Source organism: Bacillota bacterium, assembly GCA_013178305.1.
Taxonomy (GTDB): domain Bacteria; phylum Bacillota; class Sulfobacillia; order JABLXB01; family JABLXB01; genus JABLXB01.
Genome location: JABLXB010000006.1, coordinates 1 through 24,062 on the forward strand (window position 1 = coordinate 1; position 24,062 = coordinate 24,062).

The window sequence follows — 24,062 nt, forward strand, 5'->3', positions numbered from 1 at the left end:
TTGCCTGCGGCTTCCTCCAGATTCCACCTCACAGTGGACACCCTTGCCGTCCGGCTAACAGTTCCCCCTGTCGGGCCTGTATGGGACTCTCACCCACTAGTGAACGCGCCCTGCCGGGCGCACAACACAAAAACCCGTCCCATTGGGGACGGGTTTCGACCGTGGTGCCACCCCGCTTAGTCCGGGGATCGCAGATGGAGTTCTCCCCGGCCTCGCTCGTTGCAGGTACGGGGGCAATCTGCCCCTTATACCCTCTCCCTTTAACGGTGGATCTCCGGCGCGCCCTACTGGCCCATCCCGGCTTTGGACTGGCGTTCGGACACGCGGCTCCTGGATCCATTCAGTCGCTCCTGCCGGCCCCGGGCTCTCACCGTCCCCGGGTCGCTCAGCCGGTGGTGCTGCGCCTACTAGCTCCAATCATCGCGCGAACCTTCGTGGTATTGGTGGTATGCTATCACGCGTACGGGGCACGCGTCAATAGAGGTTACCGCACTCATGTTTACGGAATGCTTGATATGGTTAACATGGGGCTGCGGGCGCGCTTACTCGATGAGCGTCACCACTTTCTCCAGCGGCCACCTCGACGTCCCCGGGAGGTCCTCCGCCGGTTTCCCCACCGGTATGAGAGCGCAGAGCTCCGCTGGTGGTTCAATGCCGAGAATCTTCTCCAGCTGGTCTCTGGCCACCATCGGCGCGGTCATCCAGCAGGCGCCGTATCCCTTCTCGTGCGCCGCGCAGAGCAGGAGCTGTATGCATCCGCCGATGCTCTGGATGTCCGGCCTTTGCCGCCGCCTGATCCTCTCGTCCTCCGGCATGCCCGCCTCGGCCATCAACTTGTCCATCGACGACTCATATGGATTCGATGCAACCGCGATCACCAGGGGCGCCTCGCCGAAGAAAATCGAGAACCTGTCCGAGTCGGGGCTCCTGCCCGCCGCCCGCTTTATCTGTTTGATCTCCGAATCTACCGCGTCGCGCATCCCGGCGATCATCCCGGGGTTGGAGACGGCGTAGAATCGCCAGTTCTGCTTGTTCCCGGCGTTGGCGGCGCGCACCGCCACGCCGATCACGTCCAGCACGTCCTGCGTGGGCACCGGATCGGGCCGGAATTTCCTCACACTCTTCCTGCCATTCACTACCTCGCGGAATTCCAATCTGGCTCACCCCTGACTTAGAACGTTTCCGCAGGCTGATACTAAGCCCACCATTCGGCCCCGGCGGCGTTTCACCTTCAAGCCCGGGAGCACTACCAGGCCGGCGCGCGAACCCGCACCGGCGTGGGGGGTAGGAGCAGGGCGCAGGGAGGGTGTGAGGTGGGCCGGTGAAGGATAGGGAGCGCTGGCGAAGAACATGGAGTGCAGTCTGGAACATGGAGGTCCGCGGATGTCGAACCGTCTCGAGAAGGTGCAGCTCATAGCGACCGCCGCTTTCGGCCTTGAGGCCGTCGTCGCGCGCGAGCTCTCGTCGCTCGGCTATACCGACCTGGAGACCCTGAACGGCAGGGTGGCGTTCTCCTCTGACCTTTCGGGCATATGCAGGGCGAACCTCTGGTTGCGGTCCGCGGACAGGGTGGTGCTGAAAGTCGGGGAGTTCGAGGCGCGATCGTTCGACGAGCTGTTCGAGAAGACCAGGGTATTGAACTGGGCTGACTGGATACCGGAAGACGGCAGGTTCCCCGTTGAAGGAAGGTCGGTACGGTCGACGCTCCACAGCGTTCCGGACTGCCAGGCGATAGTCAAAAAGGCGATAGTCGAGAGTATGAAGCGCCGGTACAGGCGGTCGTGGTTCGATGAGACGGGGCCGGTGTATGCGGTGGAGGTCGCCCTGCTCAAGGACGTGGCGACGCTCACAATAGACACGAGCGGCGCTGGCCTGCACAAGCGCGGGTACCGAGAGGTTGCGGGGGGAGCGCCGCTAAAGGAGACACTGGCGGCGGCGCTGGTGCTCCTCAGCGGGTGGCGGCCTGGCAGGTTCCTGCTCGACCCCATGTGCGGGTCGGGGACGATACCCATCGAGGCCGCCCTGATCGGGCTCAACCGCGCTCCGGGGCTCCGCAGGGCGTTCGCGGCCGAGTCTTGGAGGACGTTGCCCAGGAATCTATGGATCGAGGCGAGGTCCGAAGCGCGCGACCTCGAGCGGCGGGATGGGCGCCTGGAGGTCTACGGTTCTGATGCGGATCCGGGGATTGTCGGCCTCGCGAGGGAAAACGCGGGGCTGGCCGGGCTTGGAAGCGTCATCCGCTTTACGAACGCCAGGGTGGAGGACCTGAAGGTGGCCGCCGAGTACGGCTGCGTGATATGCAACCCACCGTACGGCGAGCGCCTGGGCGAGCTGCGCGAAGCCGAGAGCCTTTACAGGTCGATGGGCAGGGTGTTCTCGTCCATTCCCACGTGGTCCCTTTACATCCTTTCACCCCATCCCCGGTTCGAGCGTATTTTCGGACGCCTTGCGGACAAGAAGCGCAAGCTTTACAACGGACGGATTGAATGCCACTACTACCAGTTCTTCGGACCGCGTCCTCCCAGGACGGCTTCAGGCTCCGCGGGGCCTTCGGAGTAACAAAACCACGCTCCGGCTTGGTGCGTTCTGCCGCTTGCCCGGCCGTTATCGCGGAACACCCCGTGTACCGCGATAACGGCCGGGCGTTGACCTTACCAGAGGGAAGACTACATCTCGACGATCATCGATATACCCATTCCACCGCCGATGCACAGCGTGGCGAGCCCTCGCTTCGCGCTTCGCTTCTTCATCTCGTAGAGGAGAGTGATAAGTATTCTCGCGCCGCTTGCCCCGACTGGATGGCCGAGCGCTATGGCGCCGCCGTTGACGTTGACCCTCGACATGTCCCATTTCAGCTCTCTGGCCACGGCCAGCGACTGCGCCGCGAATGCCTCGTTCGCCTCGATGAGGTCCATGTCGTCGAGCTTCAGGCCGGTCTTGTCAAGCAGTCTCCGGGTGGAGTATGCAGGGCCTATCCCCATGATGGAGGGGTCGACGCCCGCCGTGGCCCAACCGGCTATGGTCGCCAGCGGCTGAACCCCCATCCTGGAGGCCTTCTCCTCCGACATGACCACGACAGCCGCCGCGCCGTCATTGATCCCCGACGCGTTACCTGCCGTGACGGTGCCGTCCTTCTTGAATGCTGGCTTGAAGGCCGCAAGTTGCTCCCTGGTCGTGTTGGGCTTCGGATGCTCGTCCTTGTCCACCACGATCGTGCCCTTCCTGGACTGAATCGTGACCGGGGCGATCTCGTCCACGAACTTGCCGGCGGCCATCGCTGCGGCGCACTTCTGCTGGCTGGACAGGGCGAACTCATCCTGTTCCTCGCGGCTGATGCCGTATTTGACTGCGAGGTTCTCGGCCGTGATACCCATGTGGTAGTCGTTGAATACGTCCGTGAGGCCATCCTTGATCATGGTGTCGACGATCTGGCCGTGCCCCATCCTGTAGCCGTAACGCGCGTTAGGCAGGAGATACGGGGCCAGGCTCATGTTCTCCATTCCGCCTGCGACGATAACGTCAGCCTCTCCGTCCTGGATGGACTGCGCTGCCAGCGCGACCGACTTTAGCCCCGAGCCGCACAGCTTGTTGACGGTCATCGCCGGGACGTGCACCGGGATCCCGGATTTGACGCCCACCTGGCGGGCCGGACCCTGGCCGAGCCCTGCCTGGAGGATCTGACCCATGATGATCTCCTGGACGTCTTCAGGGGCCGCCTTCGCCCGCGCCATGGCTTCCTTCACTGCCACAACGCCCAGGTCGATCGGGGAAACCGTTGACAGGGCACCGCCGAATGTGCCTATCGGCGTTCTAGCCGCGCCTGTTATTACGGCACGCCTCAAAAGAAACCACCCCTTTCCGTCTGGTCCTTCGTCGCGGCCCGCCCGGCGCCCCCGGAGAGGCTACCGGGCCGAGCCACTTAGAGTTGCGGTTACCGCGCGTCACACGAGGCCGATCGAGCCCAGGATAATGGCAAGGACACCTGCCAGTACCGGGATCAGGAGACTTGTCATGAAGACGTCGATATAGGAATCCTTGTGCGTCATACCGGTGACCGCAAGCAGGGTCAGCACCGCGCCGTTGTGAGGCAGGGTGTCGAGCCCGCCGGACGAGATGCTGGTGATCCTGTGGAGAAGGTTCGGGTTGGCCCCGGTAGCCAGGAGCTGCTTGGACAGGGCCTCCAGCGCTATGCTCATGCCGCCCGAGGCGGACCCGGTGGCGCCAGCCAGCACGTTCACGGCGATGAACGCGTATATGAGGCCATTGCCCAGGGAGACGCCGCTCAGCACCTTGACCAGGTCTGCGAAGCCCGGCACGGCGCGGACGACGGTGCCGAAACCGACGGCGCAGGAGGTGTTCATGATCGCGAGCAGCGACCCTGTCGCGCCCTGGTTCAGTGAGGCGAGCGGGTTCGCCATACGCTTGAAGAACAGGACCAGGGCCAGGAGCACGCCGGCGGCCAGTGATACGATGATATCCATCTTGAAGACGTTAAGGAGCACGACGACCGAGACAAGGGGAAGGATGGACAGCGCCGCATTGGGCAGTTGGGAGGGATCCGTCGGCGCCTTGGATTCCTTCTCCGGCGGGGTGTAGCCCTCGTCCTTGGTTCTCGCCTCGGACGCGCGCCTGTACATCCACCAGAGGCCGCCTCCTGCGATGAACGCGGCGCAGATGAGGCCAACTATAGGAGCGGCCGTCGGAGTTGTTCCGAAGTACTTCGTCGGGATTATGTTCTGGATCTGCGGCGTGCCCGGGATGGCCGTCATCGTGAAAGTGAATGCGCCGAACGCGATGGTGCCCGGGATCAGCCTCCGCGGGAGGTTCGCCTCCCGGAAGAGGGCGAGCGCAAGCGGGTACGTGGTGAAAACGACCACGAACAGGCTGATACCGCCGTAAGTCAAGACGGCCGTCGCGGCTGCCACCGCGAGTATCGCGCGCTCCTTCCCTATGGTCTTAACGATCCAGTGCGCGACGGCGGCGGCCGCGCCGGTGTCATCCATGATCTTGCCGAACAGCGCGCCCAGCAAGAAGGTAGGGAACCAGCTCTTGAAGTAGTTCGCGGCGCCAGTCATGTAACTGTCGGTGTACACCTTGAGGATGTCAACCCTGCCCGTGGCTGCAACCAGGGCGGACAGGACGGGGCTGGCGACGATTATGCTCGCCCCCTTCATGCAAGTGAACATCAATAGTCCGAGTCCGACGATGATACCCCAGAGCATTTTCTAGCCTCCCTTGTGTTGTATTCGTTGGATCGGAACACACCCCTACCCGTGAGGGCAGGGGCCTGCGTCACAACACGATGCCCCCATCCACGGAGAGCACCGCGCCGTTCACGAAGTCCGACTCGTCAGACGCAAGGAACAGCGCGCAGTTGGCGACGTCTTTCGGTTGCCCGAGGCGGCCGAGAGGCGTCTTTTCCGCCATCACGTCGAGTACTTTCTGAGGCATCTTGAGGACCATTTCGGTCAGGATGAAACCTGGAGCAATCGCGTTCGTGGTGATCCCCTTGCGGCCGAGCTCCTTCGCCCACGTCCGGGTCATGCCGATCACACCGGACTTCGTGGCCGCGTAGTTGGTCTGCCCGAAGTTGCCATAGAGACCGACGACCGACGAGATGTTGATGATCTTGCCCTTGCCCTGCGCGACCATGGCCGGTGCAACGGCCTGCGTGCAGTTGAACACCCCCTTGAGGTTAACGTTGATGACCCTGTCCCACTGGTCCTCGCCCATCTTCACGAGGAGGGCGTCCGCGGTTATGCCGGCGTTGTTGACCAGCACGTCGATCCGGCCGTACTCTGCCAGCACGACGTCAACCATGGCCTTGATCGAGGCGCGGTCGGTCACGTCAACCTTGTGGAACACGGCCTCTTTCCCGGCCGATCGCAGTTCGTTAGCCACGCCGGCGCCGCTCGCCTCGTCGACCTCGCAGACGACAACCCTGGCGCCCTCGGCGACGAACGTCGCGGCTATTTCCTTTCCGATGCCCCTGCCCGCGCCCGTGATGACGCAGACCTTATCCTTGAGTCTCACCCCGTTACCCCCTTACCCGATCTTCCTGAAATGATCCGCAAGGCCCACGAGCCCTTCCCCGAACAGGCTGGCCGGCATGACTTTGAGATCCGATGCTATCCTGGGCCGGAACTCCATCTGGTTCAAGACGTCACGCTCGAGGTCGACGCCGGGCGCGATCTCCGTAAGGTAGAACCCATCGGGCTTGAGGCTGAACACGGCCCGCTCCGTCACGTACACGACGGCCTGGCCTTTCTCGCGCGCGTAGTCACCGCTGAACGTGATGTGCTCAACCTGCTTGATGAACTTCTTGAATTTACCCTCGCGCGCGATGTTGATCTTGCCGTCCTTGACCTCGAGGACCAGGTCTCCGGCCGTCAGGGTACCGCAGTAGACCACCTTCTTGGCGGTCTGGGAGATGTTTATGAACCCGCCCGCCCCGGCGATCCTCGGCCCGAACTTGCTCACGTTGACGCTGCCGCTCTCGTCCGCCTGGGCTAGCCCGAGACACGAGATATCCAGGCCGCCGCCGTCGTAGAAGTCGAACTGGCTAGGCTGGTCTACCACGCACTCCGGGTTGATCGCCGCTCCGAAACTGAGTCCACCGACCGGGATGCCGCCGATGGGGCCGGACTCGACCGTAAGCAGGAACAGGTGGCTGATTCCTTCCTCGGCGCACACCGACGCCACGCCCTCAGGCATGCCGATGCCCAGGTTCATTATGGCTCCCGGCTTCAACTCGAGGGCGGCGCGCCGCGCGATTACCTTCCTTTCATCGAGCGGCAGCGGCGGAATCCGGCTCACGGGAATCTTGCACTCGCCGGTATAGGCGGGGTTGTACAGCTCGCCGAACGTCTGCATGTGGTTCTCGGGCCTGGCGACGACCACCGCGTCCACGAGGCAGCCGGGGATCCTGACTGCCTTGGGATTGAGGGTTCCCGCCTGCGCCACGCGTTCCACCTGCACAATCACCTTGCCGCCGCTGTTTCTCGCTGCCTGGGCAATCGCGAGGAACTCAAGGTGGAGGGCTTCTTTTTCCAGAGTGACGTTGCCATTTTCGTCCGCAGTCGTCCCGCGGATAAGGCCGATCGTGATCGGGAACGACTTGTACCAGAGCCACTCCCGCCCCCCGATCGTGATGACCTCGACCAGGTCTTCCTTCGTCACGCTGTTGAGCTTCCCGCCCGTCACCCTGGGGTCCGCGAACGTCTTGAGGCCGACGTGTGTGATAGTGCCGGGCTTGCCCGCAGCAATGTCCCTGAAGAGATGGGTCACGACACCTTGCGGGAAGTTGTAGGCCTCGATCTTGTTCTCAACGGCCATCTTCCCGAGTTTCGGAGCCAGGTTCCAGTGGCCGCCCACCACACGCTTGACCATACCGTCGTGGGCAAAATGGTTCATGCCCTTGTCTTTGCCGTCTCCCTGGCCCGCCGCGTATACGAGGGTCAGGTTCCTGGGCGAACCGGTCTCGAGGAACCGCTTTTCGAGGCCCAATGTGAGTTCCTCGGGATGTCCAATGCCCACAAACCCTGAGGTGGCGATCGTATCGCCATCCTTGATCAGCGACAGGGCTTGTTCAACCGAGACGATCTTCGACATCGTATCCCCCCTCCTGGAATCCGGGATTTTGGGTCGCGCGCACCCGGGGATACTGTAGAGCAAATGGCGTGCCATCCCGCACAGCGCTGGTGACAAGGTTTTCGGCGGGCGGTGTGTCCTAAATCAGGGACATTCGCGGGCAACCCGGGAGGCCGGGGACTGCAGAATTGCGCGGCTAAACGACCTGTCGAGGCGCGTTGGGGTGAGGAGGTGGGGGAAGGTGTCCATTATGCTGGACATGTACCGCATGTGGGACACCGCGATCTGCAAAGCGGTGAGGCAACCTGGGATGGTCACGCAGGATTCAGGCGGTGTGTCCTGGCGGAGGAGGTTTAATGAGGTCGTGTGCCCGCATCTTCCTGTAGAATGCGGACCTGGCGAGGCCCAACATCGCCGCAGCCTGCTTGCGGTTTCCGCCGGTCGCGTGGAGGGCATCCAGGATCGCGTCCTTTTCGGTGTCGCTCACGATTTTCTTGAGGCCCGTGCCCCGGGAACCGGCAGTTGTGGCGGTGCACCTCCGTATGTTGAACGGCAGGTCGCCGGCGCGGATCTCATCACCCTCGACCACGTTCATGAGCTTCTCGAGGACGTTGCATAGCTCTCGGACGTTGCCCGGCCACTCGTACCGCCTGAATACCTCGATGACGGCGGGGGATACCTTCTTGGGTGTGACGCCGGCCTCGTTTGCGATCTTCCCCGCGAGGTAGCTCACGAGAAGCGGGATATCCTCCCGCCGGCGCCGGAGCGGCGGCATATTGATGACGACCACTGCCAACCTGTAGTACAGGTCCTGGCGGAACTTCCCCCGGGTTACTAGATCGGGAAGGTCCTTGTTGGTGGCGCATACGATGCGGGCGTCGGTCCGGATGCTCTGTATGCCTCCGACGCGCTCGAACTCCTTCTCCTGGATCACCCGCAGTAGTTTTGCCTGCATTTCAATGGGCATGTCGCCTACTCGTCGAGGAATATCGTTCCTCCCGCGGCCAACTCGAACCGTCCAGGCTTTCCGCCCCTGCTCGCTCCAGTGAAGGCCCCCGTCTCGTATCCGAACAGCTCCGATTCGAGCAGGTCCCTCGGGATCGCTGCGCAGTTCACCCTGATGAACGGGCCTTGCGCCCTCGGGCTGAGGGCATGGATGGCGTGCGCGGCAAGTTCCTTACCGGTGCCGGTCTCGCCGGTGAGCAAGACATTGCTCGACTGGCGCGCCGCCTTCTGTATGAGTTCCTTGACCTCCCTGCCGGTTGGCGAGGAACCGACGATGTCGTCCATCGTGTGGCGTGGGCTGCGGATGCCGGGGAGTTCCCTCTCGTAGTACGCTACCTTACCCTCGAGGATGCGGAGGCGCTGTGCTAGCTGCCGGAGCTCGCCGACATCTTTGAACATCGACTTGCCGACGGCGCCTATCACCCGGCCGTCCTTCTTTATCGGGACCCGCATACATATCATTTCCTGCCCCTTGATCTTCTGCGCGTGACCGATCTCGGCGACTCCGGTCTGCGCGACAATGTGCATGCGCGTGTTCTCGATGATTTTGGTCACGTGGGTGCCTGTCGCCTGCTCCTTCGTGACCCCGAGGAACTCGCAGTACGCGTCGTTGATCATGGTGATTATGCCGTCGCGGTCCACGACGACGATCCAATCCCACGCGTTGTCCACGATGGTCTCGAGGGTCTCGAGAGAGGCCTTGACCGAGGCGAGTTCATCCGCCAGGGGCCGGAGGTCATTGATGTCCTGGAAAACAGCGACCGCCCCGTCAATGCGACCGTGCTTGAATACGGGGGCCCGGTTGACCATCACCGTGTTGTCGCCCAGATTCATCGTCTGGGCAACCTCGGCGTGGCCGTGCTCCAGCACCCGAAGCAGGCCGTTGTTGGGGATGACCTGCGCGATCGGTTTGCCGAGGGCGTCTTCGGCCCGCACACCGGTCAGGGTTTCGGCTGCGCGGTTGAACGCCGAAATCGTCCCGTTGCGGTCTATCACGACGATGCCGTTTATGAAGGAGTCGTATATTGCCTGCAGGACTTCTTTTGGAGGACTGCCGGAACCCGGTCGCCCGGCCATGCCAATCCCCCCGGTGTTTCTATTTCATCAGGCTATCCCATCTCCTTGCAAGAAGAATACCAACGAAAAGGCGCCCCGCGATGGGGCGCCGGGTCGGCGGCCAGATGCCGCAGTGTCAGGACCGGGTTACCGCTGTGTGCCCGAGGCGGAAAAGGTCGAGCGAGTACTGCGATTCGCGGTAAATGTGGTCGGCCAGCAAGGGCCAAAAATTGGTGTGGCCCATCGGGACGTCGCCCGCTATGACGGCCTCCACAACTGACTTCAGGAAACAGACCCATTTCGACGACAGATTGATGGCGCGCTTGATCGGGCGGTGGGGATCCCTCCGGCCGCACTCGGCGGCGCGCGCCGCCCGCACGAGTTCGTACATCGGCGGAGCGAAGCGCGTGAGATCCCTCCGCAGTCGCTCCTGGGCTACGGGGATCGTCTCGGAAGCAAGGACCTCCGCGTGCTCGGCGTGGATCCTCGCCCAGAACTGGATTGCCTCCAGGGTTGCAGCGGTGACGGCCTCCGGCGGCAGGAACGCGAGCGCCGCCCTCGGCAGGGTGAACGCAGAATCCCTGCCGTCGCACAACCCGAGCGTACCGCGGGTGACCGGGGGCATGCACAGGTTGTGGCCGAGCAGCCCAATGTACCAGTCAGCCTCACGCCTTATGTGATCTATGAGTTGCGGCGGAACGATACCCCCCAGTGCACGCCCTTCCTTGATTGCCTCGTAGATGGCGACCTTGAAGTTGCGCAGCCCCACTACGGGCGGCAGCGTCTCCTGGATCAGCATGAGTATTGCCGCAGGGTGGGCCATCGGCGGGAAAAAGCAGGTTTCGGCGACGAGCGGGTTCAGCACGCCCGCGAAGCACTCCGCCTGCTCCACCACGGTCGCCTGAGTCGGGTCTACACCGCTGCGTATGAGGAGCGCGTGGTCCCTCATTATGCCGGTGAAGAACGGCATGTCTTGCAGCGTGGCCTGCGGGAGTACGTTGGCCAAACCGGCGACGGGAAAGTGCCCCGGGCTCACGCCGTTTTTACAGGCAAGATCAGGCAAGGCGCGATACCTCCCTTCAAAGGTGTTTCCATGACATTATATTCGTTACATAAGGTATTGCGCCGGGTTCTTACCGCCACGGCCTCGCCTCGTCGGCGTACTTGAGTATCCGCTCGAGCGTGCGCTCGCGGAGTGCAGATATGCCCTGGAAGTCCATCGCGGGCGTGTAGTAGCCCTCCATCCGGTCGTGGACCTCCTTGGCAAGCTGTATGAACGACACCGCGCGACCGAACAGGTCGGCGAAGAGTCGTGAGTCCTCGACTGTCAGGGCGGCGTGTTTCTTCACCACTTCGGGTGAGAGGAACTCGTTCATGTCGATTATCGTGTCGTGGGGGGATGGGAGGTACGTGTGAGGCTCGATCGACTTGACGAGCGCCACACCCAGGCCCTCGATCATCACGTGCTCGATCTTCTCGGGGTTCAGCGGGCAGTGGTAGAGCTCGACGTCGTAACCCCGCTCCAGGGCGGCCTGCGCGACCTTGCCCATGACGACGGACTTGCCGGTGCCCGGGTCTCCCCTGATGACGTAGACCTTGCGGCAGCGGCCGACTATGGTATCGAGGTAGTTCATGAGGCCGTTGGGGGTTATCGCACTGGCGAAGAGGTGCCTGTCTCGGCCGACCTTGTGCGAAACCCTCTGAAGGCCGAATATCTCCCATATGAGGTCGTCGGCCAGTTTGTTGGCCTTGCCGAAGTCCAGGCCCTCGAGGTTGGCGGCCTCCCAGTCGTCGTAGACCGCCTTCGCTGCGCGGAGGAAGCGGTAGGCCCGTTCGAAGCAGCGGCCGACCTCCCTGTTGCAGGCGATAATCTCGTCACGGTGTTTCCGGAGCTCGTCCTCGTTCCAGTAGTCGCCCAGGTGTATTATCTCATCGACCGCCCCCGGGTTCTTCGGGTCGACCACGTGGATGGTTGTTACAGACGTCGAACCGCACCCACCGCCGGAGGGGCGACGCGTGAAGAGGCGCGGTGAACTGGGGGCCAACACGTGGCATGTTCCGTTTTGGGAATCTCCACGGGATGGCATGCCACCATCCACATAATGTGAACCCGTTCCTAGCAGTCCAGTTGTCATTCGTTACGTGTGGCACATAGGGTTTGCTGCTGCCAGGAAGGAAGGCAAGGTGTACAGTGTAGAATGGTAAAAAACTGAATCCAGAAATTCGAAATGCTGAGGGGTAATCGCCATGAGCGAGAAGCAACGGGTCATTCAAGAGTATGTACCCGGCAAACAGGTCACCCTCCTTCACCTGATAGCGCACCCTAACGCATCCCTTTCCTCGAAAATCGGCTTGAACGACCATGAAGCGATAGGAATCGTAACCATAACTCCCGGGGAGGGGGCGATCATTGCCGCGGATGTAGCGACCAAGGCGGCGGTGGTCCGTATAGGCTTCGTCGACAGGTTCACGGGTTCTCTCGTGATAAGCGGGGATGTATCCGCGGTCGAGGCCGCCCTAAACCAGGTTGGCAGCGTACTGTCCAGGGTCCTCGGCTTTACGTCTGCGATGGTGACCAGGTCGTGAAGGGGGGATGAGCGCGTGGGAATAATCCGCGAACTGTGCGTGGAGCACACGAACCTTAACGATGAGGACATAGCCATCATTGAGCAGATGGCCGCGAACCTCCAGAGCATGGCGGACATCACCCAGGCCGACTTCTTTATTGACTGCGCTACCAGAGATCCGGATGTCGCGGTGGTAATCGCCGAGGCTAAGCCTCATACAGCGCCTTCTCTATACAGGACCTCTGTTGTGGGCCAGCTTGCGTTGAAGCAGAATGAACCGGCGGTGATCAGGACCCAGCAAACAGGCCAGCTTACGCTGGGCATGAGGGGCACCTCACAGGAAGGTATCCCGATTAAGCAGAGCGTTGTTCCTATCCTGAATCCGCCGGGCCAGACAATAGGGACCCTCATAATGGAGCAAGACATCACCGAGCAGGTGAGGACTGAGGCGCAGGTCGAACTGCTCGTGGAAACTGCGGAGCAACTGACGGAAACACTTCTTCAGGTGGCGATGCAGGACAGGGCCCTCCCCGACATCCTCATGGACGCTCTGGTAGTCGCAAACCACGAAGGTGTCGTGACATATGCAAACCCGATTGCTGTCAGTATCTACAAGAAATTGGGTATTCACAATGACGTGATCGGCCGCAAGCTCACTGACCTGAGCCTGGATTCGTCCATTGCGAAGGCGTTGCTCGAGGACGGCACCTTTGTGACACGGGAAATCAACGTTGGTAACCTCGTCCTGTTGATCAAGGCCCTGCCGTTGCTCAGGGCCGCGAAAGTCGTGGGCTACATCATGCTGATCCGGGACATCTCCGAAATCAGGAGCAAAGAAAAGGAACTCATGGTCAAGTCCGCGGTCATACAAGAGATTCACCACAGGGTCAAGAACAATCTTCAGACGATAGCCAGCCTCCTCAGGCTTCAGCAGAGGCGAGTCGATTCACCTTCGGTAAAGAAAGCCTTTGCAGACTCGATCAACCGCATCATGAGCACCGCTATAGTGCACGAAGTGCTTTCCAGGGAAGGCCTCGAGATGATAAACGTCAAGGAAGTCGCCCAGGAAATCGCCCAGATGCTCAAGAGCACCATGATAGAGCCGGACAGGAACATCGTCACGAACATATCGGGCGACGAGATCGTGTTGACCAGCAAGCAGGCAACCTCCGTCGGGCTAATCATCAACGAGCTCGTGCACAACGCGATAGACCATGCATTTGGGGAGCGCAAAGAGGGCTCGATAAACATTGTCTTCAGGGATAGCGCTTCGATAGTGTCCATCGAAGTTCATGACGATGGTTGGGGCTTCCCCGAACACTTCTCGATAAGGAAGTCGCGTGGCCTCGGGCTGAGTATCGTGCATGCGCTGGTCGAAGAAGACCTCAAGGGCATGATCAGGTTCTCCAATGTAAGCGGCGCTCACATACACATTACCTTTCCGAAAACGGTGGAGTCTCAGGAGGTGTTTGGCGATGGCGCAAATCAGGGTGGTCGTCGCTGATGACGAACCCATCATCCGCATGGACCTGCGGGAGCTCCTCGAGGAAGAGGGGTGCCTGGTGGTCGGCGAGGCAGGGGATGGCGTAACCCTCGTCAACCTGGTCAGGTGTCTGAAGCCCGACCTCGCTCTCGTTGACGTCAAGATGCCCGAGATGGATGGGCTTGAGGCATCCAGAGTCCTGGCCCAGGAGACACAGTGCGCGGTGCTACTACTGACTGCTTACAGCCAGAAGGATGTGGTGGAGAAGGCTGCGGATATTGGCGTGCACGGTTATCTGGTCAAGCCCATCAAGGACAGCGATGTGATGCCGGCTATCCGCGTTGCGCTGGCACGATTCAGCGAGCTCTGCGGGCTGAGGGAAAGGACCCAGGAGCTTTCCCTCAGGTTGGAGGCACGAAAGAGCCTTGACAGGGCAAAGGGCATCATCATGGAAAAATACGGGATATCAGAGGACGAAGCCCACCGGAGGATGCTGCGGGCCAGCATGGATTCCAGGAAGCCGGTCAGGGATATCGCGGAAGCCGTAATCCTCAGTAAACTCATTGACCAGTGAGATCCCCCACAAGCAGGTTTTCCCCTCGCCCCGACGATCTGGCGGGACCCAGAAGGGATTTCGAAGTATCGCGTAGAATAGGCGAATCGGACAATTGAGGCAACGGGACCGTCGGCGATGACGGTTCGACTGGGGCAACGGAAGCCCCGGGTCGTGCAGCGATGATGCTGCATGGCTCGGGTTTTGTTTTTCTTTCAGAAGATCGCTGGAGGTGGTGTTGGGTGGAGGCGCTGGGTATGGTGGAAACGCGGGGGCTCGTGGGCGCCATTGAAGCGGCTGATGCCATGGTCAAGGCCGCCAACGTCAGCCTGCTCGGCAAGGTCCGCGTTGGTGGCGGGCTGGTCACCGTTATGGTCAGGGGCGACGTCGGCGCGGTGAAGGCAGCGACAGACGCCGGAGCGGCGGCCGCGCAGAGGATCGGTGAGATCGTATCCGTACACGTGATTCCGCGACCGCACGAAGAAGTGGAGAATGTCTTGCCCAGGACTCACGCCAGGTAATCCGGGAGAGGATCCGATTTGTCACAGCACGTCACCGAAACAGTACTGAGCATGGGGCTTGACGTGGGAACCACCACGACGATACTCGTTCTGACCAGGCTGGGGCTGAAAGACCTTGGCTCGATCACATCGACGCCGCGCGTGGAGATCGTCTCCAAGGAAGTCATCTACGTTGGCGACGTACACCCAACCCCGTTCTGCGGAGAAGAGGCCATCGATGAGGAAGCGCTTACCAGGCTGATACTCCGCGAGTACGAGAAGGCGGGGGTCTTACCGGGTGACGTGCAGAGCGGGGCTATCATTATCACCGGCCAGGCGGCTCTGAAGTCCAACGCTCAGGTTCTTCTTCACAGGCTGGCTGCCAATGCCGGCAGGTTCGTGGTGGCGACAGCGGGGCCGCAGCTGGAAGCGCTGATTGCCGGACGCGGTTCCGGGGCGGCGGCCAGGTCCCGCAAGTACGGGCACGCGGTGGCGAACCTGGACATCGGCGGAGGAACCACCAATATCGCGCTGTTCTCCGGGGGCGAGCCTGAGGACGCGATCGCTCTCAATGTGGGAGGTAGGCTGATACGCGTCGATCCCTCCACGAGGATGATCGAGCACATATCGGCTCCCGGCCTCGCCGTTCTCAATTCCACCGGATTGGACTTCCGGACCGGGCAGACAGTCCACATGGACCGGCTCCGGCGGCTTGCCGGTCGACTCGCGCAGGTGCTCGAAGAGGTAATGAGCGGTGTACTCTCGGGCCTTGCTTCCTCTCTGATGATCGGTGAGGCGAGAGGCCTCAGAGCGGCTCCCGATGAGATCTGCTTTTCGGGCGGCGTCGGCAATCTTCTGTATTCGGGTGGCCAGGTTTCCACGATCGACGAAGCCGTTAGGTTCGGCGATTTCGGCCCGCTCCTGGCCGAGGAGATCCGCAGGACGGGACTGTTTGGGAGTCCGCGGGTGTTCAGGCCCGACCAGACGATCTACGCCACTGTGATCGGCGCCGGGGCTCACATGACCGAGCTCAGCGGCAGCACCATTTTCCTGAGTGAGCCGGGCGTTCTTCCTCTCAGGAATGTTCCTGTCGCCAAACCTCTCGCGGGTAGCCTCCCCGCTGACGTCGAGGATACGAAGCGGGCCATCGAGCGGGCACTTTATGTAATCGGTAAGGCGGGCAACGCCGAGCCTGTCGCTGTGGCTCTCGATGTCGCGCGCCCGGGCTTCGAAGAGGTACAGCGGCTTGCGCGTGCCATAGCCGGCGTGTTCGCAGGCGCGAGAAACGCCCCCATAGTTGTGGTGAGCGGCGGCGATTACGGGAAAGTGCTCGGGCAATCGTTGCAGGCCATCCTGAATCATGACCGCGCAATCGTGTGTGTCGACCAGGTTCGAGTCGAAAGCGGAGACTACATCGATATTGGGGAGCCACTCTACGGTGGGACTGTTGTGCCGGTCGTGGTCAAGACCCTGGTTTTCTCGGATGAGTGAAATCGGCGAGGGGAGGACGTAATGCTGTGAACCTCAAGACTACGCTTCGCGGTGTGGTTTACAAGTTCAAGGACATAAAGGAAGTCCTTGCTAAGGCGAATGAGGAGAAGTCGGGCGACAGGCTGGCGGGCGTTGCGGCGCAGACCGACGCCGAACGCGTCGCCGCCAAACACGTGCTGGCCAACCTGACCCTGGAAGACCTCAGGAACAATCCTGTCGTTCCGTACGAAGAGGACGAGGTAACGAGGGTTATCCAGGACGCGGTGAACGAGCCGGCCTACACCGGGATCAAGGGTTGGACCGTCGCGGAACTGAGGGAGTTCATGCTGTGCGACAGGACCAGGGGCGACGACATCGACCGCATCAGCCGTGGTCTCACGAGCGAGATGATCGCCGGAGTCGCAAAAGTCATGTCGAACATGGACCTCATCGTCGGGGCAGCCAGGATCCGCAGGGTCGGCCGGTGCAACAACACGATCGGGTTGCCCGGCACGCTGGCCGCGAGGCTCCAGCCCAACCATCCCACGGACAGCGTCGAGGGCATCATGGCCGAGCTCATGGAGGGACTCACCTACGGCGTTGGAGACGCGGTCATCGGGGTCAACCCCGTCATTGACGACGTCGACAACCTGACCCGGCTGCTCAACGCGCTGTACGAGTTCATCGTCAAGTGGGAGATCCCCACCCAGCATTCGGTACTGGGACACGTGACGACCCAGATGAAGTGCATCCGGGCCGGTGCCCCCGTCGGATGCGTCTTCCAGAGCATTGCGGGGACGCAGAAGGGCAACGAGGCATTCGGCATTAACGTGGCGATGCTGGACGAGGCGCACGAACTCGTCAGGAAGCACGGCGTGGCCAGGGGGCCGAACCTCATGTACTTCGAGACCGGCCAGGGCTCGGAGCTCTCCGCGAACGCCCATCATGGAGCCGACCAGATGACCCTGGAGGCGCGGAAACACGGGCTTGCCAAACGATATAACCCCCTCCTCCTGAATACCGTCGTCGGATTCATCGGCCCCGAGTACCTGTACGACGCCAAGCAGATCACGAGGGCCGGCCTCGAGGACCACTTCATGGGCAAACTTACCGGCATTCCCATGGGCTGCGACTCGTGCTACACCAACCATGCCAAGGCCGATCAGAACGACGTGGAGGACCTGGCCGTTCTCCTCACGGCGGCGGGATGCAACTACTTCATGGGCGTGCCGATGGGGGACGACCCGATGCTCATGTACCAGTGCACGAGCTACCACGACACCCCATCGCTCCGCCAGGCGCTCGGGTTGCGGCCCGCGCCGGAGTTCGAGAAGTGGCTCGAGAAGATGGGGCTGATGGAGAACGGCGTCCTCACCCATAAGGCCGGAGACCCCACTATCTTCCTGAAGTGAAGCGCTCACAAGGAGGTTCGGTGCGATGGTAACGGAAGCCGAGATCCGAAAGATAGTTGAAGAAGTGGTAAACAGGCTGGGGGTGGGGACCGTCCCCGCGCCGGAGCCCCCCGGAGCGGGCGCCCCGGGTGGGGAGGATGGTGGATTGCCCGATCTGGCCGCCTATGACCTGAAGGGAAAGGTGTTCATGCGGGAACCACTGCACCTGGACGGTTTGATCCAGCTGAAGAAGACGACTCCCGCCAGGATCGGGGTGGACAGGGCAGGCCCCCGGCCGCTTACCGAGGTGTGGTTGAGGTTCAGAGCCGATCACGCCGCGGCGAAGGACGCAGTCTGGGGCGAGGTCGATGAGGGCCTGATGGAAGAAATGGACCTGTTCTGCGTCAAGAGCGCCGCCACGAACAAGGACGAGTACCTCACCCGGCCGGATCTGGGCCGGATACTGTCCGAGGAAGCGATCTCCACCATCAAGTCCCGTTGCAAGGCCAAACCACAGGTCCAGGTAGTGGCTGTGGACGGTCTGAGCTCGAAGGCCATAGAGGCCAACATCGGGGATTTCCTCCCTGCGTTGCTCCAGGGACTCAAATCGAACGGCCTCGAATGCGGCACTCCGTTTTTCGTCAGGTACGGTCGCGTCGCGATCATGGACCATATCGGGGAAGTCCTCGAGCCCGAAGTAGTCGTGGAGATGGTTGGCGAGCGCCCGGGCCTTGTCACCGCGGAAAGCATGAGCTGCTACATGTGTTACCGGCCCCGCAAGTCTACTGTCGAGTCCGAACGCATGTTGATTTCAAACATCTACAGGGGGGGGTTGCCTCCGGCTGAGGCTGGCGCCCACGCTGCCAGCATCGCCAGGAAGATATTCGACGCGAGGGCGAGCGGGCTCAACCTGCAGGCATAAGACGGCGGCGCCAGGCGGCTGACACAGAGTCGACAAGGAGGGAGTCAAGAGTGTACGGCTTCAAGCCAATCCGCGCGGAGGTCCTCGCCATCAAACTGATCCCCAGTATTAACCAGTCTATGGCGGAGAAGCTCCAGCTCCAGCCCCACCAGAAGAGTGTAGGGATGCTGACCTGCAACATCGACGACGTTGGTTACACGGCCGTGGACGAGGCGACCAAGAAAGCGGAGGTGGAGGTGGTCTACGCCAGGTCCTTTTACGCCGGCGCGGCGCACGCCTCGGGTCCGCTCTCGGGCGAGTTCATCGGCATCCTGGCGGGCCCCAACCCTGCTGAGGTCAAGGCCGGTATCAACGCGGCCATCGAGTGTATCGAACGCGACGCGTGTTTCTACGCGGCGAACGAAGAGGGAACCATCGCAATGTATCCGCACTGCATCTCGAGGACGGGGACATTCCTTTCAAAGCAGTGCGGCATTCCGGCTGGCGAGCCTCTTGCGTACTTGATAGCCCCGCCCATTGAGGCCTTGTACGCGGTGGACCAGGCCATCAAGGCCGCCGAGGTGAAGATGGTCCAGTTCTTCGGCCCGCCATCCGAGACCAACTTCGCCGGGGCGCACCTCACGGGGACCCAGTCCGCATGCAAGGCGGCGTGTGACGCGTTTGCGGCGGCCGTAATGGAAGTTGCGCGCTATCCGAAGCGTTTCTGAAAAACCCCATGAAACGGGCTGATGACGTGTGGCTGGAGAGGCTATAGGTTTGATAGAGACCAGGGGACTTGTGGGGGCCATCGAGGCTCTGGACGCGTGCCTCAAGGCCGCTCAGGTCAGGCTCTCGGGGATGGACTTCGTTACCGGGGGTCTCGTCACCATACGGGTAACAGGCGATGTTGGAGCCGTCAATGCTGCCGTTTCGGCGGGGGAAGCAGCCGCCCGTCGGGTAGGGACGGTCGTGTCGGCGCACGTCATCCCGAGGCCCCACGCCGGGATCCGCGAGCTCGTATACGGGCCCGGCACGCGGGGGCCGGCGCCGCTCAGGCCGCCGGAAACCGAGATCGCTTCATCCAGCGAGCAATCACCCGGCGCGGCTGCTCCAGAATACCTGTCGCCGGAGGTCCCGCCCGCCGGCGAGATACCGGCTGAAGACCTGCCGGCGGCGACCGCCCGGGTGAGGGAGATCGTCAGGGGGACAGATGTTGAAGCGCTCATGGAGGACGTCGGCGTGTTGAGCGACGCCCCGGTCTGGAAGCTCAGGAAGATCGCAAGGTACATCCCCAACATCCGCCTCAGCGGGATAGAAATCTCGAACGCGCGCAAGGAAGAGCTCCTGCTGGAGATGACGGCGGCCGCGCTCGAAGGGGGAGGCGACAGCGATGCGCATTGACCCTGACCTGCTTGCCATACAGGACATGAGGGACCTGGTTGCAGGAGCCGCCTCGGCCCAGCAAGAGCTCAAGACCTTCTCTCAAGAGAAGGTGGATCAGATCGTGAAGGCTATGGCGGAGGCCGGGGAAGGGGCGTCGGAGTGGCTGGCCAAACACGCAGTTGAGGAGACGGGCCTCGGAGTCTGGCAGGACAAGGTCGTCAAGAACCTGCTTGCCACGAGGGGTGTGTATGGGTTCATCAAGGACCTGAAAACGGTCGGGGTCACTTACCGGTTCCCCGAAAAAAAGGTGATCGAGATCGCCGAACCGGTCGGCGTCATCGCCGCCCTGACGCCGACGACCAATCCGACCTCCACCGCGATGTACAAGTGCCTGATCTCAATCAAGGCCCGGAACGGGATCGTCGTGAGTCCCCATCCGCGCGCTGCGCGCTGTACGTCGGAGGCTGTCGATGCGATGCACAGGGCCGCAGTCAAGGCCAGCGCTCCCGAGGGGATTATTGGCTGCCTGCGTTCGCCGACCCTCCAGGCAACTCACGAGCTGATGCGGCATGACTCGATAGCCCTGATACTCGCCACCGGCGGGTCGGACATGGTGAGGGCGGCATACAGTTCCGGCAAACCCGCCTACGGGGTCGGCCCGGGGAACGTCCCCGCCTATATCGAGCGCTCGGCGGATGTGGCCAGGGCTGTCGAGCACATCGTGATCTCCAAGACGTTCGACAACGGTACGATCTGCGCCTCGGAACAGGCGGTTATCGTGGATCAGTGCATCAGGGACAGGGCTGCAGACGAACTGCACAAGCGCGGCGCGTACTTCTTGAGCGGGTCCGAGATCGAGGCGGTTTCGAGGGTGGTGATCGACCCTTCGGGCGTGGTCAACCCCAGGGTGGTCGGCCAACCTGCCACCAGGATCGCGCAGATGGCAGGGGTGACCGTGCCTGATGACGTCAGGTTGCTGGTCGCGGAACTGGAAGGCGTCGGCAGAGACTACCCGCTTTCCCGCGAGAAGTTGTCGCCGGTGCTGGCTTTTTATTCGGTCCCGGACTGGGAGAAGGCGTGCGAGATATGCATCGAGATGCTCAGGTTCGGGGGCATCGGTCACACCATGGTCATTCATTCCAGGGATGATGCGGTCATCATGGAGTTCGCGACCAAAAAACCCGCGTTCCGGATCCTCGTGAACACGCCGGCGTCGCACGGGGCGGTCGGCGCGACCACGGGGCTGGATCCGGCGCTGACCCTGGGGTGCGGGACGTGGGGCGGAAGCGCGACAGCCGACAACATAGGCCCCCTGCACCTGCTCAACATCAAGAGAGTTGCATACGGCCTTCGGGAGCCGGAAGGGTATCGCCCGCCCGCCTGCCCGCCCTGCCAGCCGGCCGGCGGCCAGGCCGCGGCGTTGGATATTGAGGAGATCGTGCGCGAAGTGGTGAGGAGACTGGGTAAGACTCAAGGGGAGGGAATGTAAGTGGCTGAAAACCAGATCGCTCTAGGCATGATCGAAACGAAGGGCCTCGTGGCTTCGATCGAGGCCGCCGATGCCATGGTAAAGGCCGCCAACGTGACGCTCATCGGGAAAGAGCACGTTGGGGGTGGCCTGGTTACAGTGATGGTCCGCGGCGATGTGGGCGCGGTCAAGGCTGCGACGGACGCCGGAGCGGCGGCTGCCCAGAGGGTAGGGGAGCTGGTATCGGTCCACGTGATCCCGAGGCCGCACCCTGAAGTGGAGATGATACTGCCCAAGGATAGCGTCAAGACGAAGACGATGGATTCCTGATCGCGGGGCCGGATGGGCCCGCGTGACCACCGGGTCCACCCGGCGCCTGTCGGCCCGCTTCATGCACGGAGCTGACATGGGGGTGGTTGCGTGAAAGTGCTGACCGAAATGCAGTTGCGCGAGGCCATGAAGACCGGCCCACTCCATACCTGCAGGGTCGATCCCGGAACGATAGTGACGCCGTCAGCGCGCGCGTTCCTCGCGGAAAAGGGGATCCAGCTGGTGATCGGGGACGAGGTTCAGAGACCGGGCCACGAGGATCGTGAGGCTGCCCCGGCAGAGCACGAACCCGGGGCCAGGTTCGCCTGTTTGCCATGCGGAGGGGTGCTGGCAGAGAAGCCCGAGTTCATGACACACCTCCGCGGCAACAGGCTCGTACCCAAGCTCCATCCCCGCATAAGGCTGAGGGGCCAGATCGACGCGACCGAGGGGCTCATCATCCAGGCCCAGGTCCTCGCGCAGAGGGGCGGATTGCCGGAGCTGGTCAAGCACCTCAGCGAGCTGCTGGATTACACCCGCCAGGTGCTGAGAGCCGAGGTCCTGGATGGGGCGCTTCCGGACATGAACATCATGGGCATGAGCGCTGCGGAGGTAAGAGCCGTATCGCACGACCCCGCGTCGTCCCTGGGCATCAAGCACATACTGCCGTCCTACGAAATGGGCGAGGTCATGAGCTGGCTCAATCTTGTGAGGACCGGCATAAGGCAGGCGGAACTCCTGGCCGTCGAGGCCTTCTGGCCGGATCAGTTCTCCGAGCCATCCAGGCAGGACATCATACAGGCCTTGAACAGGTTGTCGAGCGTAGCCTACGTGATGATGTGCAGGCTGGCCGCCGGGAAGTATGCCCCTGCCAGGGGGAGATGAAGGATGTCCAGCGACGTGATCGACATCATAGTCGAGCAGGTCAGACGTCACCTCGAGCGAGGGCGGGCCCGGGCGGGAGTACGCCTGGAAATCTCCGTAGGGGTGTCGGGCAGGCACGTTCACCTGAGCGAGGACGATTGCCGGAGGCTTTTCGGAGAGGGACATCGTCTCGAGAAGCGCAATGACCTCTCGCAGCCGGGGCAGTTCGCTTGCATGGAGACAGTGCTGCTGGCGGGTCCCCGCGGTGCGCTGGCTCCCGTGAGAGTCCTGGGTCCGCTGCGCAAACGGACCCAGGTTGAAGTCAGCCGCACTGACTGCCTGCACCTCGGCATTCCGGCCGTGGTGAGGGAATCCGGCGACCTCTCGGGCAGCACGGGGGCCGTGCTCGTCGGGCCACGGGGGTCGGTGGCCCTCCCAGAAGGGGTCATCGTTGCGCGCAGGCACGTTCACATGCAGACCGGGCAGGCCGCGTCGCTCGGCCTCTCGGACGGGCAGAACGTCTTGGTCGTTGTTCGCACCGGGGACCGGAGGCTGATCTTCTCGGACGTCGCGCTCAGGGTCCGGGACGACTTCTCGCTCGAGTTTCACGCCGACACAGACGAGGCGAACGCCGCCGGCCTGCAGACCGGGGACACGGCGGAGCTCGTGGTGCAGGAGGTCGATATGCCTTGAACGCGGCCCTGGATCGCGCCGATACCCTGATAGACCTCCTGGAAAAGGGAGTGGAGAGCCCCAACCTGGACGGCGCTTCCGGTGATCTGCTTGCCGGCGTCGACCTGGGCACCGCCTACATGGTGGTGGCCGTCGTCGATGAAATCAAAAGACCTGTTACCGCCCGGTACTGCTACGCCGAAGTGGTGCGGGACGGGCTGGTAGTCGACTTCACGGGGGCAGTCAGAACCGTCCGGAGGCTGAAACACGAGATCGAGAACGCCCTGGGGCGCGAGCTCTCGAGGGCCGCCGGCGCCTACCCACCCGGGACGGGGCGGGCCGCGATGAACACCGTGAGATACGTGTGTGAGTCCGCCGGATTCGAGGCCACAGCTATCGTGGATGAACCTACGGCTGCCAACAATGTACTTGGCATAAGGGATGGCGCCGTGGTGGATATCGGCGGCGGGACCACCGGCATAGCTGTCGTCCGGAACGGAGAGGTGGTGTACACCGCCGATGAACCGACAGGAGGTACTCACTTTACTCTGGTGATTGCGGGGGCGTACAAGATCCCGTTCGCGGAGGCGGAGGCCATCAAAACCGACCCGTCCAGGCAAGCGGAGATCGTGCCCCTGGTAAAACCCGTCATACAGAAGGTTTCCAGCATAATCATCCAGCATACCAGGCGGTTCAAGGTTGACGTCATTTACCTCGTTGGTGGAACGAGTTGTTTGGCCGGAATCGAGCGGATAGTCGAGCAAGAAACCGGGATCAGGACGTTAAAGCCAAGGAGCCCGCTTCTCGTCACACCGCTCGGGATAGCCATGTCGTGTGCGTGAAAGGCGGT

General features: G+C 62.2%; 24 protein-coding genes. 15 read left to right on the forward strand and 9 right to left on the reverse strand.

Features of this window, described 5'->3' with window-relative positions; all coding sequences use genetic code 11:
- Positions 1 to 542 precede the first annotated feature (542 nt).
- On the reverse strand, positions 543 to 1,154 hold the full coding sequence (locus tag HPY55_11880) for a hypothetical protein (protein NPV71324.1): 612 nt from the start codon (positions 1,152 to 1,154) through the stop codon (positions 543 to 545).
- A gap of 229 nt (positions 1,155 to 1,383) precedes the next feature.
- Between HPY55_11880 and HPY55_11885 the strand changes: the two genes are divergently transcribed.
- Entirely contained in the window at positions 1,384 to 2,559 is a 1,176-nt protein-coding gene (locus HPY55_11885) for a class I SAM-dependent RNA methyltransferase (GenBank protein ID NPV71325.1), read from the forward strand.
- 107 nt (positions 2,560 to 2,666) lie between these two features.
- On the opposite strand, the gene HPY55_11890 is transcribed toward HPY55_11885, so the two are convergent.
- The 8 genes from HPY55_11890 to HPY55_11925 all read right to left on the reverse strand — a co-directional run bounded on the left by HPY55_11890 (position 2,667) and on the right by HPY55_11925 (position 11,696).
- On the reverse strand, positions 2,667 to 3,842 hold the full coding sequence (locus HPY55_11890; protein NPV71326.1) for an acetyl-CoA C-acetyltransferase: 1,176 nt from the start codon (positions 3,840 to 3,842) through the stop codon (positions 2,667 to 2,669).
- A gap of 99 nt (positions 3,843 to 3,941) precedes the next feature.
- The gene (locus tag HPY55_11895; protein NPV71327.1) at positions 3,942 to 5,222 is read right to left on the reverse strand and encodes a GntP family permease; all 1,281 of its coding nucleotides are present in this window, start codon (positions 5,220 to 5,222) and stop codon (positions 3,942 to 3,944) included.
- Between the two features lie 70 nt (positions 5,223 to 5,292).
- On the reverse strand, positions 5,293 to 6,033 hold the full coding sequence (gene fabG, locus HPY55_11900; GenBank protein ID NPV71328.1) for a 3-oxoacyl-ACP reductase FabG: 741 nt from the start codon (positions 6,031 to 6,033) through the stop codon (positions 5,293 to 5,295).
- Positions 6,034 to 6,045: 12 nt separating this feature from the next.
- Positions 6,046 to 7,611, reverse strand: a complete 1,566-nt coding sequence (locus HPY55_11905; protein ID NPV71329.1) for an acyl CoA:acetate/3-ketoacid CoA transferase — start codon at positions 7,609 to 7,611, stop codon at positions 6,046 to 6,048.
- A 304-nt stretch (positions 7,612 to 7,915) separates the two neighbouring features.
- Entirely contained in the window at positions 7,916 to 8,557 is a 642-nt protein-coding gene (locus tag HPY55_11910; GenBank protein ID NPV71330.1) for a sigma-54-dependent Fis family transcriptional regulator, read from the reverse strand.
- Positions 8,558 to 8,562: 5 nt separating this feature from the next.
- Positions 8,563 to 9,672 (reverse strand): sigma 54-interacting transcriptional regulator, encoded by a 1,110-nt coding sequence (locus HPY55_11915; protein ID NPV71331.1) that lies wholly within the window; start codon positions 9,670 to 9,672, stop codon positions 8,563 to 8,565.
- 115 nt (positions 9,673 to 9,787) lie between these two features.
- Positions 9,788 to 10,714, reverse strand: coding sequence for a DUF2935 domain-containing protein (locus HPY55_11920; GenBank protein NPV71332.1), 927 nt, complete (start codon positions 10,712 to 10,714; stop codon positions 9,788 to 9,790).
- Positions 10,715 to 10,784: 70 nt separating this feature from the next.
- Positions 10,785 to 11,696: a hypothetical protein gene (locus HPY55_11925; GenBank protein NPV71333.1), complete on the reverse strand. Its 912-nt coding sequence runs from the start codon at positions 11,694 to 11,696 to the stop codon at positions 10,785 to 10,787.
- 202 nt (positions 11,697 to 11,898) lie between these two features.
- On the opposite strand from HPY55_11925, the gene HPY55_11930 reads away from it, so the two are divergent.
- The 14 genes from HPY55_11930 (at position 11,899) to eutJ (ending at position 24,054) form a co-directional block, all read left to right on the forward strand.
- Complete coding sequence (locus HPY55_11930; GenBank protein NPV71334.1) at positions 11,899 to 12,237, forward strand: BMC domain-containing protein; 339 nt, start codon at positions 11,899 to 11,901, stop codon at positions 12,235 to 12,237.
- A 15-nt stretch (positions 12,238 to 12,252) separates the two neighbouring features.
- On the forward strand, positions 12,253 to 13,722 hold the full coding sequence (locus tag HPY55_11935; GenBank protein NPV71335.1) for a histidine kinase: 1,470 nt from the start codon (positions 12,253 to 12,255) through the stop codon (positions 13,720 to 13,722).
- Positions 13,694 to 14,275 (forward strand): response regulator, encoded by a 582-nt coding sequence (locus tag HPY55_11940; GenBank protein ID NPV71336.1) that lies wholly within the window; start codon positions 13,694 to 13,696, stop codon positions 14,273 to 14,275. The genes HPY55_11935 and HPY55_11940 overlap by 29 nt, the downstream gene beginning before the upstream one ends.
- Before the next feature lie 164 nt (positions 14,276 to 14,439).
- Positions 14,440 to 14,775 (forward strand): ethanolamine utilization microcompartment protein EutM, encoded by a 336-nt coding sequence (gene eutM, locus HPY55_11945; protein NPV71337.1) that lies wholly within the window; start codon positions 14,440 to 14,442, stop codon positions 14,773 to 14,775.
- Positions 14,776 to 14,793: 18 nt separating this feature from the next.
- Positions 14,794 to 16,245, forward strand: a complete 1,452-nt coding sequence (locus HPY55_11950; GenBank protein ID NPV71338.1) for an ethanolamine ammonia-lyase reactivating factor EutA — start codon at positions 14,794 to 14,796, stop codon at positions 16,243 to 16,245.
- A 26-nt stretch (positions 16,246 to 16,271) separates the two neighbouring features.
- Positions 16,272 to 17,636 (forward strand): ethanolamine ammonia-lyase subunit EutB, encoded by a 1,365-nt coding sequence (locus HPY55_11955; GenBank protein NPV71339.1) that lies wholly within the window; start codon positions 16,272 to 16,274, stop codon positions 17,634 to 17,636.
- A gap of 25 nt (positions 17,637 to 17,661) precedes the next feature.
- Positions 17,662 to 18,537: an ethanolamine ammonia-lyase subunit EutC gene (gene eutC / locus HPY55_11960; GenBank protein ID NPV71340.1), complete on the forward strand. Its 876-nt coding sequence runs from the start codon at positions 17,662 to 17,664 to the stop codon at positions 18,535 to 18,537.
- A gap of 50 nt (positions 18,538 to 18,587) precedes the next feature.
- Positions 18,588 to 19,244 (forward strand): ethanolamine utilization microcompartment protein EutL, encoded by a 657-nt coding sequence (eutL, locus tag HPY55_11965; protein ID NPV71341.1) that lies wholly within the window; start codon positions 18,588 to 18,590, stop codon positions 19,242 to 19,244.
- A gap of 28 nt (positions 19,245 to 19,272) precedes the next feature.
- Entirely contained in the window at positions 19,273 to 19,917 is a 645-nt protein-coding gene (locus tag HPY55_11970) for a BMC domain-containing protein (GenBank protein ID NPV71342.1), read from the forward strand.
- Positions 19,907 to 21,388 carry an acetaldehyde dehydrogenase (acetylating) gene (locus HPY55_11975; GenBank protein ID NPV71343.1) on the forward strand — a complete coding sequence of 494 codons (1,482 nt, stop codon included), beginning with the start codon at positions 19,907 to 19,909 and terminating at the stop codon, positions 21,386 to 21,388. The genes HPY55_11970 and HPY55_11975 overlap by 11 nt, the downstream gene beginning before the upstream one ends.
- A 27-nt stretch (positions 21,389 to 21,415) precedes the next feature.
- The gene (locus HPY55_11980; GenBank protein ID NPV71344.1) at positions 21,416 to 21,697 is read left to right on the forward strand and encodes a BMC domain-containing protein; all 282 of its coding nucleotides are present in this window, start codon (positions 21,416 to 21,418) and stop codon (positions 21,695 to 21,697) included.
- Between the two features lie 90 nt (positions 21,698 to 21,787).
- Positions 21,788 to 22,561, forward strand: a complete 774-nt coding sequence (locus HPY55_11985) for a cobalamin adenosyltransferase (protein NPV71345.1) — start codon at positions 21,788 to 21,790, stop codon at positions 22,559 to 22,561.
- 3 nt (positions 22,562 to 22,564) lie between these two features.
- Positions 22,565 to 23,233 (forward strand): phosphate propanoyltransferase, encoded by a 669-nt coding sequence (pduL, locus tag HPY55_11990; GenBank protein NPV71346.1) that lies wholly within the window; start codon positions 22,565 to 22,567, stop codon positions 23,231 to 23,233.
- Entirely contained in the window at positions 23,230 to 24,054 is an 825-nt protein-coding gene (gene eutJ, locus HPY55_11995; protein ID NPV71347.1) for an ethanolamine utilization protein EutJ, read from the forward strand. The genes pduL and eutJ overlap by 4 nt, the downstream gene beginning before the upstream one ends.
- Positions 24,055 to 24,062: the final 8 nt, after the last annotated feature.